This window comes from Lysobacter daejeonensis GH1-9 (assembly GCF_000768355.1).
Classification (GTDB): domain Bacteria; phylum Pseudomonadota; class Gammaproteobacteria; order Xanthomonadales; family Xanthomonadaceae; genus Aerolutibacter; species Aerolutibacter daejeonensis.
Genome location: NZ_AVPU01000029.1, coordinates 1 through 16332 on the forward strand (window position 1 = coordinate 1; position 16332 = coordinate 16332).

Sequence of the window (16332 nt, forward strand, 5' to 3'; positions counted from 1 at the left end):
CGGCCTGGTGCACGGCGGCCACTGCGGCGCACCCGCGCCGCGCGAGCTGGCCAGCGGCCTGGCCGCGCAGCTCGATGCCGACCTGCGCGAGGTGATCGCCGACAAGCGCGGCGGCCGCTTCGCCTACGCCATCCGCAACACCGACCGCAGCATCGGTGCGCGCCTGTCCGGACGCGTGGCGCGGTTGCACGGCAACCACGGCATGGCCAACGCGCCGCTGCACCTGCGCTTCACCGGCACCGCCGGGCAGAGCTTCGGCGCGTTCAACGCCGACGGCCTCAACTTCGAACTGGAAGGCGAAGCCAACGACTACGTCGGCAAGGGCATGGCCGGCGGCCGCATCGTGCTGCGCCCGCCGACCGGCGCGCGCTGGATCGCGCACGAGTCGCCGATCCTCGGCAACACCTGTTTGTACGGCGCCACCGGCGGCGAACTGTATGCCGCCGGCCGCGCCGGCGAGCGCTTCGCGGTGCGCAACTCCGGCGCCACCGCGGTGGTGGAAGGCGCGGGCGACCACTGCTGCGAATACATGACCGGCGGCGTGGTGGTCGTGCTCGGCCGCACTGGCCTGAACTTCGGTGCCGGCTTCACCGGCGGCATGGCCTACGTGCTGGACACCGACCGCGACTTCGTCGACCGCTACAACCATGAGCTGGTCGACATCCTGCGCATCGCCGGCGACGGCTTCGAACACCACCGTGCGCACCTGCGCGGCCTGCTCGAGGCGCACCTGGCGCACACCGGCAGTGCGCACGCGCTGCGCATCCTCACCGACATGCGCGACTTCATGGGCAAGTTCTGGCTGGTCAAGCCCAAGGCCGCCAGCCTCGCCTCGCTGGTCGAGAACCTGCGGAGGGCCGCATGAGCCGTGCCCTTTGCCACGCGTGCGCACCGCGTCGCGCCACGCCCCGCCATCACCCGATGCCGCATCGACAACGTGGCGTCACCCACCAACGCGTGGGAGGAATCGCATGAGCAAGTCCCCTGCTTCCAACAAGGACGCCCCGAAGAAGGACGTCTTCCAGTTCCGCAACGTGCAGCGCGAGATGCCCGCGCGCATCCCGCTGCAGCTGCGCCGCGACGGTGACTGGGGCGAGTTGTACGGCCGCTTCGGCGAAGCCGAGGCCAAGCACCAAGCCGGCCGCTGCCTCGACTGCGGCAACCCGTACTGCTCGTGGAAGTGCCCGCTGCACAACATCATTCCGCGCTGGCTGGAACTCGCACGCGAAGGCCGCGTGTTCGAGGCCGCCGACCTGTGCCACGAAACCAACCCACTGCCGGAGATCTGCGGCCGCGTGTGCCCGCAGGACCGCCTCTGCGAAGGCAGCTGCACGCTCAACGACGGCTTCGGCGCGGTGACCATCGGCGCGGTGGAGAAGTACATCGTCGATCGCGCCTTGGCCGAAGGCTGGCGCCCGGGCATGGACAAGGTGCAGCGCACCGGTCGCCGCGTGGCGGTGGTCGGCGCCGGTCCCGCCGGCCTGGCCTGTGCCGATCGCCTCGCCCGCGCCGGCATCGACGCGGTGGTGTTCGACCGCTACGAAGCCGTCGGCGGCCTGCTGCAGTTCGGCATCCCCAGCTTCAAGCTCGACAAGTCCATCGTCGCCCTGCGCCGCGAGGTGCTGGAAGGCATGGGCGTGCAGTTCCGCCTCGGCGTCGAGGTCGGCCGCGACATCAGTCTCGACGCATTGCTGGCGGAATTCGACGCGGTGTTCCTCGGCCTCGGCAGCTACCGCTACACCGACGGCGGCCTGCCCGGCCAGGACCTGAAGGGCGTGCTGCCCGCGCTGCCGTTCCTGGTGCAGAACGGCCGCGTCGTGCACACCGTCACCCACCACGACGAGGGCGTCGACCCCAAGGTAACCAGCCGCCCCATCGCCGGCTGGGAAGACCGCATCGAGCTGCCGGACCTGGCCGGCAAGCGCGTGGTCGTGCTCGGCGGCGGCGACACCGGCATGGACTGCGTGCGCAGCGCCATCCGCCTCGGCGCCGCGCAGGTCACCTGCGCCTACCGCCGCGACGAAGCCAACATGCCCGGCTCCGCGCGCGAGGTGGCCAACGCCCGCGAGGAAGGCGTGACCTTTTTGTTCAATCGCCAGCCGCTGGCCCTGCTCGGCGACGGCCACGTCAGCGGCGTGCGCGTAGCCGAGACCACGCTGGGTGAACCCGACGCCCATGGCCGCCGCAACGCGGTGCTGGTCGACGGCAGCGAGACCGTGCTGGAGGCCGACGTGGTGATCATCGCCTTCGGCTTCCAGGCCGAAGCGCCGGAGTGGCTGGCGCGCCATGGTGTGGCCCTGGCCGGCAACGGCCGCATCCTCACCAGCGGCGAGCACGGCGCATTCGCCTACCAGACCGGTCATCCGCGGCTGTTCGCCGGCGGCGACTGCGTCCGTGGTGCCGACCTGGTGGTGACCGCGACGTTCGAAGGCCGCGAGGCGGCGGCGGGCATCGCGCGTTACCTGGCCAGCCAGCCGGTGGTCGAGTCAGCATCAACATCGAAGGTGGATGCGGCGGCCTGAGCCGCTTCCCCCGTCTGCCGCCCCCTGGTCGGTCGGAAAGCAACCGCTCGGCTTCGGATGGGCGGCGGCCCGACTCCGCGCAGGACTGCGCGGACGGAGGGTCGCAGCGATGCCCCGCGCAGCGCGGGGCCGTCCCACCACCCATGCTTCTATATCGAACCGCCCGAAGCGGAACGAGCGAGCTTCAGCGCCCCGGCCCCACGTCAATAAAGCGCAAGAACTCCGCCCGCGTCCGCGCATCCTCGCGGAACGTGCCCAGCATCTTCGACGTGATCATGCTCACCCCGCGCTTGTGCACCCCGCGCGTGGTCATGCACTCGTGCGCGCCTTCGACCACCACGCCCACCCCGCGCGGTTGCAGCACGTCCTGGATCACCTGCGCGATCTGCGCGGTCATCTTCTCCTGCACCTGCAGGCGCCGCGCATAGGTCTCCACCACGCGCGCCAGCTTGCTGATGCCCACCACCTTGCCGTTGGGCAGGTAGCCCACGTGCGCCTTGCCGATGATCGGCGCCATGTGGTGTTCGCAATGGCTCTCGAACTCGATGTCACGCAGCACGATCATCTCGTCGTAGCCCTCGACTTCCTCGAAGGTGCGCTTGAGGTACTCAGCCGGGTCCTCGCCATAGCCGCTGAACCAGTCGCCGTAGGCCTCGACCACGCGCTTGGGCGTGTCGATCAGGCCCTCGCGCGCCGGGTCGTCACCGGCCCAGCTGAGCAGCGTGCGGATGGCGGCTTCGGCCTCTTCGCGGCTGGGCTTGCGGGGGGTGTCGGCCATGACGGGCTCCTGCGTCGGGGGGACGGGCATCCTACTCCATGGCCGGCGCCGGAGCCCGCACCGGCTCGTGGCCCACCGCGCCATGGCCGGCGATGCGCGCGCTCAACAGGGCGCGCTCGGCCCGGGCCAGCAGCATCGCCACCGAGTCGCCGGGGTGCGACATCGCCACGCCGATGCTGACCGTGGCCGTGATCGCCTGGCCGTCGATGCGCAGTGGGCGCTTGCCGACCACGTCCGACAGCCGGTAGGCCAGCTGCTCGCAGTCCTTGCGGTCGCACTCGGTGACCACGACGAAGCTGTCGGCTTCCAGCCGGGCGACCACGTCGTCCGGGCGCAGGACCCCGCGGATCCGCGCCAGCACCTGTTGCAACACCGCGTCGCCGACCGCGCGGCCGTAACGGCCATTGAGCTGGCGCAGGTCGTCGTGGTCGATCAGCAGCAGGCCGTAGCGCTTGCTGCCCAGCACGCCCAGGTGCTGCCAGCTTTCCAGCAACTGGTGGAAGGCCTTGGCGTTCATCGCGCCGGTCAGCGGGTCGCGTTCCACCGTCTCCCGCGCCAGCACCGCCAGCCGGTGGCGGTTGGCCGCGTGCTGGCTCAGTGCCATCACCAGCACGCCCGATTCCAGCACCGCCATCACCGGCAACAGTTGTTCGGCCCAAGGCGCGTTGACGACGCCCAGCAGGTGCGCGGCCACCAGTACCACCATCGCCAGCAGCGGTCCCCAGCCCAGCAGGTAGTAGCCGGCGTAGGTGGCGCCCTTGGCCCAGGCCCATACCGCCAGCGCCAGCACCAGCGGCACGCTCAGCACCAGCAGCGTGTTGCCCACCAGGTAGTACCAGCCCATCACGTGGCGGCCGCCCACCAGCAGGGTGGCCAACAACGCGATGTGCAGCCATTGCAGGCCCCGCAGTGCCCGCGCCCCGTGGCGCAGGCGCTGCGGCAGTTCCAGGAACAGACGGGTGAACTCCAACTGGATGATCACTGCCAGCGTCGCCAGGCCCCATTGGCCGATGCGGCCTGCACGGTTGAGCCAGGCCAGACCGCGCATCTCTCCGGCATCGCCCGACAGCAGCATGATGTACAGCGCCAGGCACACCAGATAGCTGCCGTAGCTCAAATACAGGCGCTCGCGGAAATTCACGCCGATCACCAGCATGCCCAGCGCCATCAGCATCAGCCCGGTGAAGGCCGCGGTGAAGAACCGGGTCTGCGCGCGCTGCTCGCGGGCCAGGCTCGATACGTCGGAGAAGCGCAGGCGCACCCCCTCGGTGGCCGCCCCGCCCACCCGCAGGTACGCGACCGCACCCGGCGGCCAGCCGTTGGGCAACGCCAGCACCCAGCCCCGGCGCAGCAAGCCCGAGCCGCCCTGCCCTGATTCATGCACCACCCGCACCGCACCCGCCGGCGGGTAATAGATCACCGGCCCCATGGCGTGGGCGCCATCCAGCACCAGCACCCGGCCCTCGGCCGGCTGGACGGGCCGCTCGGTGGTCAGCCGCAGCCAATAGGCGCCCTCGCGGTAGGGTGGATGGAGCACCGCTGCGTCAGCGGGGGCTTCGGCCCGGGCCACGGCCAACACCGACGCGGACACGGGCGGTGACGCCGCCTCGCCTCCGCTCAGCAGCAGCTCCACCCGCAATGCCTGCGCCAGCGCCGGCGCGGCACACAGCCATGCGCACAGCACCAGCAGCGCTGCCCACCCCTTACGCCACATCGTCCTTCCCCTGCTTGCCTGGGCAGTCTAGCGCGAAGTGGCCAGCGCACCCCTTCGGATGCACCGCCGGGGTCGGGGTGGTAGTCTGACCCACCCCCGACCGGTCGTGCTGCGCGATGCCGCTAGCCTCGCGCCGACCTTCTTTTGCCTTACCGGATTGACCACGCCTTACCTATGGACGCTTGGCCCCGCTGCCTCGAACGCCTTGAAGCCGAATACCCGGTCGAAGACGTCCACACCTGGCTGAAGCCGTTGCAGGCCACCCGCCGCGACGACCTCACCGTGCTGTACGCTCCCAACGCCTTCGTGGTCGAACACGTGCGCGACCGCTTCCTGCCGCGCATCCGCGAGCTGCTGGCCTACTTCGCCGGCAGCGACCAGGTCGCGCTGGAAGTGGGTTCGCTGCCGCGCGCCCCGGCCGCGCCCTCGCCGACCGCCGTGCTGACCGCAGCTCGCGCCGCCGCGCCATCCCCGGCCGCCGAGCCGTTCCAGGGCCACCTGGACAACCACTACACCTTCGACAACTTCGTCGAGGGGCGCAGCAACCAGATGGGCCGCGCCGCCGCCTTCCAGGCCTCGATCAAGCCCGGCGACCGCGCGCACAACCCGCTGCTGCTGTACGGGGGCACCGGCTTGGGCAAGACCCACCTGATGTTCGCCGCCGGCAACGCCATGCGCGCCAACAACCCCGGCATGCGGGTGATGTACCTGCGCAGCGAGCAGTTCTTCAGCGCGATGATGAAGGCGCTGCAGGACAAGACCATGGACGCGTTCAAGCGCCAGTTCCAGCAGGTCGACGCGCTGCTGATCGACGACATCCAGTTCTTCGCCGGCAAGGACCGCACGCAGGAGGAGTTCTTCCACACCTTCAACGCGCTGTTCGACGGCAAGCAGCAGATCATCCTGACCTGCGACCGCTACCCGCGCGAAGTCGAGGGCCTGGAGCCGCGGCTGAAGTCGCGCCTGGCCTGGGGCCTGAGCGTGGCGATCGAGCCGCCGGACTTCGAGACCCGCGCGCAGATCGTGCTGAGCAAGGCGCGCGAGCGCGGCCTGGCGATTCCCGAGGACGTCGCGTTCCTGATGGCGAAGAAGATGCGCAGCAACGTGCGCGACCTTGAGGGCGCGCTCAACACGCTCGCCGCCCGCGCCAACTTCACCGGCCGCGCCATCACCACCGAGTTCGCCCAGGAAACCCTGCGTGACCTGTTGCGCGCCCAGCAGCATTCGGTCGGCATCCCCAACATCCAGAAGGTGGTGGCCGACTACTACGGGCTGCAGATCAAGGACCTGCTGTCCAAGCGCCGCACCCGCTCGCTGGCCCGTCCGCGACAGATGGCGATGGCGCTGACCAAGGAACTCACCGAGCACAGCCTGCCCGAGATCGGCGACGCCTTCGCCGGCCGCGACCACACCACCGTGCTGCACGCCTGCCGGCAGATCCGCACGCTGATGGAGACCGACGGCAAGCTGCGCGAAGACTGGGACAAGCTGATCCGCAAGCTCAGCGAGTAGACACTCGCATGGCCCACGACGGGCAATTCCCCGAGGACACTGCCACGACCCGCGGCGCCGCCAGGCCCGCGGGTCGTTCTGTATCGGCCGACTGAGCCGTCCACCGCGCGCCAGCGCACCCGGCCGGCCAAGCGGCCACAAGCGCTTCGGGCGGCGCGGAGTCGGCGGCACCACCCTCCTGATGTCCAACGCCGCAAGGACGCCCTCAGGAGCCCGCCTGGGCGGCGCGCAAGCAAGCTGGCAGGGCGCGTGCGCCCCGCGCGTTCGCGCCCGCTCCACGCACGCATGACGGCCTCGCAAACACATGCACCTACCGCTAGTGGTCGGAAAGCAAGCAAACTGCTTCAGATTGTGGAAAATGGCAGCAGTGCACCGGTTCTGGGAATCCTGTGGCCTCAGCGCGGACAATCTGTGGATAACCAGGCGTCGCGGCCAGGCCCGAAAATTTGTCCACAGCTTGTGCGCATGCAACCAGGGCCGTTATACCGCTGTTGGCACTACCGATATTTTTATGTAAATCAAAGGCTTGAAGTGGTTTTCCCGGCTTTTCGGCAACACCACCACCACTAAGCTTTTGATTTATTCAACAACTTGATCTTGGAAAGGGGAGCGGGTCCGCATGCGTTTCAGCCTGCAACGCGAAGTGTTTCTCAAGCCGTTGGCCCAGGTGGTCAACGTCGTCGAGCGCCGGCAGACGCTCCCCGTCCTCGCCAATCTGCTGGTGCAGGTCCGGAGCGGCCAGCTGTCGTTGACCGGTACCGACCTTGAGGTCGAGATGGTCTCGCGCATCGCCGTGGATGACGCCCAGGACGGCGAAACCACCATCCCGGCGCGCAAGCTGTTCGAGATCGTTCGCGCCCTGCCCGACGGCAGCAAGGTCACCATCAGCCAGAGCGCGGAGAAGATCACCGTGCAGGCCGGGCGCTCGCGCTTCACCCTGTCCAGCCTGCCGGCCAACGACTTCCCCTCGATCGAGGAGATCGAAACCACCGAGCGCGTCCGCGTGCCGGAGGCGGCACTGAAGGAGCTGATCGAGCGCACCGCGTTCGCCATGGCCCAGCAGGACGTGCGCTACTACCTCAATGGCCTGCTGTTCGACCTGCGCGAGAGTTCACTGCGTTGCGTGGCCACCGATGGCCACCGCCTGGCGCTGTGCGAGGCGCAACTGGAAGACACGGTGCAAACCAAGCGCCAGATCATCGTGCCGCGCAAGGGCGTGACCGAGCTGCAGCGCCTGCTCGAGGGCGGCGACCGCCAGCTGGAGCTGGAGATGGGCCGCGGCCACCTGCGGGTGAAGCGCGACGATGTCACCTTTACCAGCAAGCTGATCGACGGCCGCTTCCCCGACTACGAGGCGGTGATCCCGATCGGCGCGGACAAGGAAGTGCGGATGGACCGCGAGGTGCTGCGTGCCTCGTTGCAGCGTGCGGCGATCCTGTCCAACGAGAAGTACCGCGGCGTGCGCATCGAAGTCTCGCCGGGCCAGCTCAGGATCAGTGCGCACAACCCCGAGCAGGAAGAGGCGCAGGAAGAAGTCGAGGCCGAAACCCGGGTCGATGACCTGGCGGTGGGCTTCAACGTCAACTACCTGCTCGATGCGCTGAGTTCGCTGCGCGATGAGCACGTGGTGTTGGCCCTGCGCGATGCCAACTCCTCGGCGCTGGTGCGTGAGGCGTCCAACGAACGTTGCCGCCACGTGGTGATGCCGCTGCGCCTCTGAACCGCAGGTCCCGGCAAGCACGTTGTTCCACGTGGAACAGTGCGCCCGGAGCGCAACATGCTCACCTTCGGACGCCCGGCTTCCCCGGGCGTCCGTTTTTCTGATTCCCTAGCCTGCCATGCACGTCACCCGCCTCGACATCCGCCGCCTGCGTCGTTTCGACGAGGTGCAGCTGTTGCCGAGCCCCGGGCTGAACCTGATCACCGGCGACAACGGCGCCGGCAAGACCAGCGTGCTGGAGGCCCTGCACCTGATGGCCTATGGGCGCAGTTTCCGCGCCCGCGTCCGTGATGGCCTGATCCGCCACGGCGACGAGGCAACCGAGGTGTTCGTGGAGTGGCGCGAGCGCCGGGCGGGGACGGTGCAGACAATGCCGGGAACGAACCCGGGCGCGAACGCGGAAGCCACTTCGCTGGCCTCGACGCCGCCGGGACGCCCCGACACCACGGGAGGCCCAAGCGGCGAAGACCGGGAGGGGCTTCCCGCGGGTTCCGGCCTGATCAGCGACGGCGCCGAGCGCACCCGCCGTGCCGGGCTGCGTCATAGCGGTCGCGATTGGGAGGGGCGGCTGGACGGGCGTCCGGTGTCCCAGCTTGGCGATCTCTGCGCGGCGCTGGCCGTGGTCAGCTTTGAGCCTGGCAGCCATGCGCTTATTACCGGGGCAGCCGAGAACCGGCGACGCTATCTGGACTGGGGCTTGTTCCACGTGGAACAACATTTCCTCCCGTTGTGGCGCCGCTACGCGCGGGCGCTGCGCCAGCGCAACGCCCTGCTCAAGTCCCGGGCGGGAGACGAACACCTTGACGCGTGGGACCGGGAGCTGGCCGAAGCCGGGGAGCCGCTCAGCCAGTACCGCCAGCGCTACCTGGACGCCATCGAGCCAGGGTTGGCTCGGCTGGCGGCCGATCTTGCGCCGAGCTTGGGAACGCTGCGTTTGGAATACCAACCCGGTTGGCGGCGCGAGGACTTCCCGCTGGTGGATGCCCTGCTGTTCTGTCGCGAGCGGGATCGGCTGGCCGGATTCACCTCAGTTGGGCCACACCGGGCCGATTGGCGCATCGGGTTCGGCGCCCTGCCGGGCCGGGAGGCCCTGTCCCGTGGCCAGGCCAAGCTCACCGCGTTGGCTGCGCTGTTGGCTCAGGCGGAGCACCACGCGGCGATATGCCTGGATTGGCCGGTGATCGGGCTTGACGATCTGGCGTCTGAGCTGGACCGGCAGCACCAGGCGCGGGTGCTGGACTGGGTACGCGCTTCGGGTGCCCAGGCGTTCATCACCGGCACGGAGGTTCCACCGGGACTGGCCGCCAGCAAGGGGGCGATCACTTTGTTTCACGTGGAACACGGGATGCTCCAACGGTTGGAGTGACCAGATAGTCGGACCCACCACGTTCCACGTGGAACATGGGGCCGTCAGCCGGGCGAAAGCCCCCGCCTGCTATACTCGATCCACATCCCATTGATGTGTCCCGACGCATCCGGGCCACCCCCGGACCCCGCGTCACCGGAGCCTTTTCCCGCATGACCCAGACCCAGCACGACCCCGCGCAAGACCCGGCCCAGGCCGACGCCCCAACCGCAGCATCCCAGACCTACGACTCCAGCAAGATCACCGTCCTGCGTGGTCTGGAAGCCGTGCGCAAGCGTCCGGGCATGTACATCGGCGACGTGCACGACGGCACCGGTCTGCACCACATGGTCTTCGAGGTCGTGGACAACTCCATCGACGAGGCCCTCGCCGGCCACGCCGACGAGGTCACCGTGACCCTGCACGATGACGGCTCCTGCTCGGTCTCCGACAACGGCCGCGGCATCCCGGTCGACATCCACAAGGAAGAAGGCGTTTCCGCGGCCGAGGTGATCCTCACCGTGCTGCACGCCGGCGGCAAGTTCGACGACAACAGCTACAAGGTTTCCGGCGGCCTGCACGGCGTGGGCGTGTCGGTGGTCAACGCGCTGTCCTCCAGCCTGTGGCTGGACATCTGGCGCGACGGCCATCACCACCAGCAGGAGTACGCGCTCGGCGAGCCGGTCTACCCGCTGAAGCAGCTGGAAGCCTCCACCCGGCGCGGCACCACCCTGCGCTTCCTGCCGGCGAAGGAAATCTTCACCGACATCGAGTTCCACTACGACATCCTCGCCCGCCGCCTGCGCGAGCTGTCGTTCCTCAACTCGGGCGTCAAGATCACCCTGATCGACGAGCGTGGCGAAGGCAAGCGCGACACCTTCCAGTACGCCGGCGGCATCCGCTCCTTCGTCGAGCACCTGGCCCAGCTGAAGAACCCGCTGCATCCGAACGTGATCTCGGTGTCGGGCGAGATGAACGGCATCACCGTGGACGTCGCCATCCAGTGGACCGACGCCTACCAGGAAACGATGTTCTGCTTCACCAACAACATCCCGCAGAAGGACGGCGGCACCCACCTCGCCGGCTTCCGCGCCGCGCTGACCCGCACGCTCAGCAACTACATCGAGCAGAGCGGTATCGCCAAGCAGGCCAAGATCAACCTGTCCGGCGACGACATGCGCGAAGGCATGATCGCGGTGCTGTCGGTGAAGGTGCCGGACCCCTCGTTCTCGTCGCAGACCAAGGAAAAGCTGGTCAGTTCCGATGTGAAGCCGGTCGTTGAAAGCACGTTCGGCGCACGTTTGGAGGAGTTCCTGCAGGAACACCCCCACGAGGCCCGTGCCATCTGCGAAAAGGTGGTGGACGCCGCCCGCGCCCGCGAGGCCGCGCGCAAGGCCCGCGACCTGACCCGCCGCAAGGGCGCGCTGGACATCGCCGGCCTGCCCGGCAAGCTGGCCGACTGCCAGGAGAAGGACCCGGCGCTGTCCGAGCTGTTCATCGTCGAGGGTGACTCGGCCGGTGGCTCGGCCAAGCAGGGCCGCAACCGCAAGACCCAGGCGATCCTCCCGCTCAAGGGCAAGATCCTCAACGTCGAGCGGGCGCGCTTCGACCGCATGCTGGGCAGCGCCGAGGTCGGCACGCTGATCACCGCGCTCGGCACCGGCATCGGCAAGGACGAGTACAACCCGGACAAGCTGCGTTACCACCGCATCATCCTGATGACCGACGCCGACGTCGACGGCAGCCACATCCGCACCCTGCTGCTGACGTTCTTCTACCGGCAGATGCCGGAGCTGATCGAGCGCGGCCACATCTACATCGGCCTGCCGCCGCTGTACAAGATCAAGCAGGGCAAGAACGAGCTGTACCTGAAGGATGATGCGGCGCTGGACGCCTACCTGGCCAACAACGCGGTCGATGGCGCCAGCCTGATCCCCGCCACCGGCGAACCGGCCGTCGAAGGCGCGGCGCTGGAGAAGCTGCTGATTGCCTATGCCGCCGCGCGCGAGACCATTGCCCGCAACGCGCACCGCTACGACAGCCACGTGCTGGAAGTGCTGGTAGACCACACCGCGCTCGACCCGGAACGCCTGTACGCCAGCGTCGACCAGCGCGCCGAACTCGATGCGCTGGAGGCCCGCCTCAACCGCGGCGGCCTCGGTCGCCCACGCTACCGCTTGGAACTGCAGCCGGCCACCGAACAGCGCCCCGCCGCCCTGCTCGTCCACCGCCTGCACATGGGCGAGGAGCTGGTCCAGGTGCTGCCGATGTCCGCCTTCGAAGGCGGCGAGCTGCGCCCGCTGCGCGAGGCCGCCTCGCAGCTGCACGGCCTGATCCGCGACGGCGCGCAGATCGTGCGTGGCAATCGCGCGCAATCCATCGCCAGCTTCGCCGAAGCACAGGCGTGGCTGTTGGAAGAGGCCAAGAAGGGCCGCCAGATCCAGCGCTTCAAGGGCCTGGGCGAGATGAACCCCGAGCAGCTGTGGGACACCACGGTCAACCCGGAAACCCGCCGCCTGCTGCAGGTGCGCATCGAGGATGCGGTCGCCGCCGACCAGATCTTCAGCACCCTGATGGGCGACGTGGTCGAGCCGCGCCGCGAGTTCATTGAGGACAACGCGCTGAAGGTGTCCAACCTCGACGTGTGAGCCACGCGGGGCCACTTCTTGGTCCCGCGCGATCGCTGGTCCCACGGCCCTATGGCCCCACGGTGGTAGACCGTCCCGGTGTCCACGCGCCGAGTCCCATGGCCGCCCCCCGGCCGTGCCTGCGTTGGCTCGGGCACGCACCGCCGCGGTCCCCATGCCAGCGGCGTGCCTGAACCGTTCGCAGCGCGCCGCGCCGTCATTGACAGCGTGTTCATGGCCTCGGGACTACATAGTTCACCAACATGAATCCCCCAAAGGCCCGACCCATGAAGCGTGTCCTGCTTGCCCTCGCCATCACCACCACCGTGGCCGCCTGCGCCACCGCCACTTCGCCCACCGGCCGCACCCAGCGCGTGGGCGCGGTCTCGCAGGAGCAGCTCAACCAGATGGGCGTGCAGGCCTTCGAGCAGGCCAAGGCCAAGACCCCGCAGAGCACCAATACCAGCCAGACCGCCTACGTGCGCTGTGTCGCCAACGCGGTGACCCGCCAGCTGCCGTCGGAATGGCAGGCCAACTGGGAAGTGGCCCTGTTCGCCGACAACTCGGCCAATGCCTTCGCCCTGCCCGGCGGCAAGATCGGCGTCAATACCGGCATCTTCACCGTCGCCAAGAACCAGGACCAGCTGGCTGCGGTGATCGCGCACGAAGTGGGCCACGTGATCTCGCGCCACCACGACGAGCGCGTCACCGCTCAGGCGGGCACGCAGGCTGGCGTCAACCTGCTTGGTGCGTTGATCGGTTCGCGCTACGGCACCACTGCCGGGCAGACCACCGGCCAAATCGCCGGCATCGGCGCCCAGACCCTGATCCTGCTGCCCAACAACCGCACCCAGGAAACCGAGGCCGACGTCGTCGGCCAGCAGCTGATGGCCAAGGCCGGTTTCAACCCAGAGCAGGCGGTGTCGCTGTGGCAGAACATGATCGAAGCCAACACCGCGCGTGCGCCGGAGTGGATGTCCACCCACCCCAATCCCGAGAACCGCATCAGCGAACTGCGTAGCCGTGCCGCGTCGCTGATGCCGGCTTACCAGCAGGCGCGCGCGTCCGGCCATACGCCAAAGTGTGGCTGAACGACGCGTTCAGACTTCCGGACGACCAGTATCGAATGACCTGTCATTAGTGATAGTTTTGCGTCCCCCTCACCCCACCGATAGTCGGTGGGGTGATGCCTGATGCAGTGATCGAGGTAGCCCCATGAAGTCTTCCGTGTCCCTCAATCGTTCCCTCGTCGCGATCGCGATGGGTGCCGTTCTGGCACTGGGAGCCGTCTCGCAGGCCAGCGCGCAGTCGGCCGCCGAACGCCGTGCACAGCGCGACGCGGAGCGTGCCAGCAAGGGTGGCCAGAAGAAGGCCGAGCCGACATACCCGCAGGCGACGCGCCAGGAGCCGGAAGCAAAGGCCAGCGCGAAGGCGTCCGGCAAGCTGCAGAAGCTGCTGAAGCTGTACGAGGATGACAAGGGCGCCGAAGCGCGCGCGATCGCCGATGAGCTGATCGCCGACGAAAAGAGCAACGCCTACGACAAGTCGTTTGCCGCGCAGATGGGCGCGCAGATCGCCTACGAGGCTGACGACAATGCGGCGGCCCTGGCGTACCTCAAGCAGGTGCAGGCATTCAACGGCCTGGACAACAACGCCCACTTCGGCGCGATGCTGATGCAGGCGCAGTTGCTGCTGCAGGATGAGAAGTACGCCGAATCGCTGGCGGTGATGGACCGTTTCCTGGCCGAGAGCAAGAGCCAGAAGCCGGAACACCTGGTGATCAAGGGCAATGCCCTGTATCGCATGGAGCGCTACCCGGAGGCGGCCACGGTCCTCAAGCAGGCCATCGATGCCTCGCCCGAGCCGAAGAACGACTGGCTGCAGGTGCTGATGGCCACCTACTTCGAAAGCGAGCGTTACGCCGAGGCGACCGCGCTGGCCGAGAAGATCGCGGCCAAGAGCCCGAACGACAAGCGCGCCCAGCTCAACCTGGCCGCGGCCTACCAGAACGCCGACCAGATGGAGAAGGCCATCGGCGTGCTGGAGAAGCTGCGCGCCGCCGGTCAGCTGAGCGACGAGCGCGAATACCGCCAGCTGTACGCCGCGTACCTCAACACCGATGGCAAGGAAAAGCAGGCCATCGCGGTGATCAACGAGGGGCTGCAGAAGGGCGTGCTGAAGGGCGACTTCCAGACCTATCTGGCCCTGGCCCAGTCGTACTACTTCACCGACCAGCCGGGACCGGCCATCGATGCGTACCGCAAGGCCGCACCGCTGGCCCCCAACGGCGAGGCCTACCTCAACCTCGCCCGCCTGCTGTGGCAGGAAGACCGTGTCCCGGAGGCCAAGGAGGCCGCGCGCCAGGCACAGGCGAAGGGGGTCAAGAATCCGGCTGACATCAAGAAGATTCTGGCCCTGCCGTCGAAGTAACCGGTGTCACGTTTTTGCCAAACCGGGCTTGGAATGCAGGTCCGGGTTTGGTATATCCTAGTAGGTTCCCGGGCGAGAAATTGTCTCGGGAACCGTTCCAAGCCCCGCGGCGCCCGTGCGTCCGGTCTCCCCTCCCGAGTTGACGGCGCATGACGCAAGACCTCGCACACCACCACACCGACGACCGCGACGAAGGCCTGAACTGGGCGCGCATCGCCGGTATCACCATGGCGATCGCGGTCCATGCCGCGGCGCTGCTCTTCATGTTGGCGCCGATGGCCCCTCCCGCGCAGGACAAGGCGGAAGAGGAAGTCACCTTCGTCAACCTGATCAAGCCGCCGCCGCCGCCACCGCCGCCGCCGCCGCCGCCGCCGCAGGAGATCAAGCCGATCACCCCGCCGAAGGACCTGACGCCGCCGAAGCCCTCGCCGCTTCCGCCGCCGCCAGAAGAGCCGCCGGTGGTGGTCGACGATCCGTCGCCGGTTGACGTCCAGGCCCCGCCGCCGGCCCCGCCGGCGCCGCCGGCGCCGCAGACCTCGATCGACGTCGAAGGCGCGATCGACCCGACCTCGCGCCGGATGAACCAGCCCAAGTACCCGCCGGCCGAGCTGCGCGCGGGCGTGGGTGGCACGGTGATCGTCATCGTGACCATCGACGGTCAGGGCAATGTCACCGACGTGTCCATCGAGAAGTCGAGCCGTAACCGCAACCTTGACCGCGCTGCCATGGATGCGGCCCGCCGCTCGAAGTTCAACCCCGCCAAGAAGGGCGGTGTGGGCGTCCCGAGCCGCGTGCGTGTGCCGTACGAGTTCAACCTGGATTGATCGGAATCCTCCAGGCGCAACACGCTGTAATCCGTAATACCCAAACCTCTTTCCACGACATCGAAAGGTAAGCGTCATGCTGCAGGAAACCACCACCGCTGCTGCTGCCGGGGGCAACAACGCCGAAGCCCTCCAGCAGATGAGCTTTGCCCATCTGCTCCAGAACTTCGATACGGTCGGCTGGATCGTCTTCATCACGCTCGCGCTGATGTCGGTGATGTCGGTCTACTGGATCGTCATGAACTTCATCAAGAACATGCGTCTGCGCTCCACCTCGGACCGCGTGATCAGCACGTTCTGGGAAACCCCGAACGCGCAGGACGCCATCCGCTACATGGAAGAGCAGTCCAAGAGCGAGCCGTTCTCGAAGATCGCCCTGGACGCCGCCCAGGCCGCCGCCCACCACCAGCGCCACGAAGGTTCGCGCCTGGTCGAGTCGCTGAACCGTTCGGAGTTCGTGGACCGCGCCCTGCGCCAGGCCGTGACCCGCGAGTCGTCGCGCCTCGAGGACGGCCTGACCGTGCTGGCCACCACCGGTTCGACCGCGCCGTTCGTCGGCCTGCTCGGCACCGTGTGGGGCATCTACCACGCCCTGATCAAGATCGGTGCGACCGGCCAGGCCTCGATCGACGCCGTTGCCGGTCCGGTCGGTGAAGCGCTGATCATGACCGCGATCGGTCTGTTCGTCGCGATCCCGGCGGTGCTGGCGTACAACTTCTTCACCCGCCTGAACCGCGTGACGAACAACAAGTTCGACACCTTCGCGCACGACCTGCACGACTTCTTCGCCACGGGTTCGCGCGTGGGCGAGATCGGCAGCAAGCGCTGATCCACACGCACCAAGCGCCTTCTCCCTTCTT

At 68.1% G+C, this 16332-nt stretch carries 12 protein-coding genes; 10 read left to right on the forward strand and 2 right to left on the reverse strand.

The window, feature by feature from the left end; all coding sequences use genetic code 11:
* Both N800_RS12715 and N800_RS12720 read left to right on the forward strand, forming a co-directional pair.
* Positions 1-865: GltB/FmdC/FwdC-like GXGXG domain-containing protein (locus N800_RS12715; protein WP_036139293.1), on the forward strand; the 865-nt coding region annotated here is incomplete at its 5' end.
* 106 nt (positions 866-971) lie between these two features.
* Entirely contained in the window at positions 972-2522 is a 1551-nt protein-coding gene (locus tag N800_RS12720; RefSeq protein WP_052108232.1) for an FAD-dependent oxidoreductase, read from the forward strand.
* Positions 2523-2706: 184 nt separating this feature from the next.
* On the opposite strand, the gene folE is transcribed toward N800_RS12720, so the two are convergent.
* Positions 2707-3300 (reverse strand): GTP cyclohydrolase I FolE, encoded by a 594-nt coding sequence (folE, locus tag N800_RS12725; RefSeq protein WP_036139351.1) that lies wholly within the window; start codon positions 3298-3300, stop codon positions 2707-2709.
* A gap of 31 nt (positions 3301-3331) precedes the next feature.
* Positions 3332-5014 carry a GGDEF domain-containing protein gene (locus tag N800_RS12730; protein ID WP_036139295.1) on the reverse strand — a complete coding sequence of 561 codons (1683 nt, stop codon included), beginning with the start codon at positions 5012-5014 and terminating at the stop codon, positions 3332-3334.
* 174 nt (positions 5015-5188) lie between these two features.
* On the opposite strand from N800_RS12730, the gene dnaA reads away from it, so the two are divergent.
* From dnaA to N800_RS12770, 8 genes are all read left to right on the forward strand, one after another.
* Positions 5189-6526, forward strand: coding sequence for a chromosomal replication initiator protein DnaA (dnaA, locus tag N800_RS12735; RefSeq protein ID WP_036139298.1), 1338 nt, complete (start codon positions 5189-5191; stop codon positions 6524-6526).
* Between the two features lie 619 nt (positions 6527-7145).
* Complete coding sequence (gene dnaN / locus N800_RS12740; protein ID WP_036139301.1) at positions 7146-8246, forward strand: DNA polymerase III subunit beta; 1101 nt, start codon at positions 7146-7148, stop codon at positions 8244-8246.
* Between the two features lie 118 nt (positions 8247-8364).
* On the forward strand, positions 8365-9612 hold the full coding sequence (gene recF, locus N800_RS12745) for a DNA replication/repair protein RecF (protein ID WP_036139303.1): 1248 nt from the start codon (positions 8365-8367) through the stop codon (positions 9610-9612).
* 152 nt (positions 9613-9764) lie between these two features.
* Positions 9765-12239, forward strand: a complete 2475-nt coding sequence (gene gyrB, locus N800_RS12750; protein WP_036139306.1) for a DNA topoisomerase (ATP-hydrolyzing) subunit B — start codon at positions 9765-9767, stop codon at positions 12237-12239.
* A 266-nt stretch (positions 12240-12505) separates the two neighbouring features.
* Positions 12506-13309, forward strand: a complete 804-nt coding sequence (locus N800_RS12755) for a M48 family metallopeptidase (protein ID WP_036139310.1) — start codon at positions 12506-12508, stop codon at positions 13307-13309.
* 169 nt (positions 13310-13478) lie between these two features.
* Positions 13479-14648 carry a tetratricopeptide repeat protein gene (locus N800_RS12760; RefSeq protein ID WP_232227650.1) on the forward strand — a complete coding sequence of 390 codons (1170 nt, stop codon included), beginning with the start codon at positions 13479-13481 and terminating at the stop codon, positions 14646-14648.
* Between the two features lie 149 nt (positions 14649-14797).
* A complete protein-coding gene (locus N800_RS12765; RefSeq protein ID WP_036139315.1) occupies positions 14798-15472 on the forward strand; it encodes an energy transducer TonB in 675 nt (224 codons plus the stop codon).
* A gap of 76 nt (positions 15473-15548) precedes the next feature.
* Positions 15549-16301 (forward strand): MotA/TolQ/ExbB proton channel family protein, encoded by a 753-nt coding sequence (locus N800_RS12770; protein WP_036139318.1) that lies wholly within the window; start codon positions 15549-15551, stop codon positions 16299-16301.
* Positions 16302-16332: the final 31 nt, after the last annotated feature.

Bases quoted from the DNA above. Each gene is read 5' to 3' on its own strand.
- recF (WP_036139303.1), top strand. From the start codon at position 8,365: ATGCACGTCACCCGCCTCGACATCCGCCGCCTGCGTCGTTTCGACGAG.
- N800_RS12760 (WP_232227650.1), top strand. From the start codon at position 13,479: ATGGGTGCCGTTCTGGCACTGGGAGCCGTCTCGCAGGCCAGCGCGCAG.
- gyrB (WP_036139306.1), top strand. From the start codon at position 9,765: ATGACCCAGACCCAGCACGACCCCGCGCAAGACCCGGCCCAGGCCGAC.
- N800_RS12755 (WP_036139310.1), top strand. From the start codon at position 12,506: ATGAAGCGTGTCCTGCTTGCCCTCGCCATCACCACCACCGTGGCCGCC.
- folE (WP_036139351.1), bottom strand. From the start codon at position 3,300: ATGGCCGACACCCCCCGCAAGCCCAGCCGCGAAGAGGCCGAAGCCGCC.
- N800_RS12720 (WP_052108232.1), top strand. From the start codon at position 972: ATGAGCAAGTCCCCTGCTTCCAACAAGGACGCCCCGAAGAAGGACGTC.
- dnaA (WP_036139298.1), top strand. From the start codon at position 5,189: ATGGACGCTTGGCCCCGCTGCCTCGAACGCCTTGAAGCCGAATACCCG.
- dnaN (WP_036139301.1), top strand. From the start codon at position 7,146: ATGCGTTTCAGCCTGCAACGCGAAGTGTTTCTCAAGCCGTTGGCCCAG.
- N800_RS12730 (WP_036139295.1), bottom strand. From the start codon at position 5,014: ATGTGGCGTAAGGGGTGGGCAGCGCTGCTGGTGCTGTGCGCATGGCTG.
- N800_RS12770 (WP_036139318.1), top strand. From the start codon at position 15,549: ATGCTGCAGGAAACCACCACCGCTGCTGCTGCCGGGGGCAACAACGCC.
- N800_RS12765 (WP_036139315.1), top strand. From the start codon at position 14,798: ATGACGCAAGACCTCGCACACCACCACACCGACGACCGCGACGAAGGC.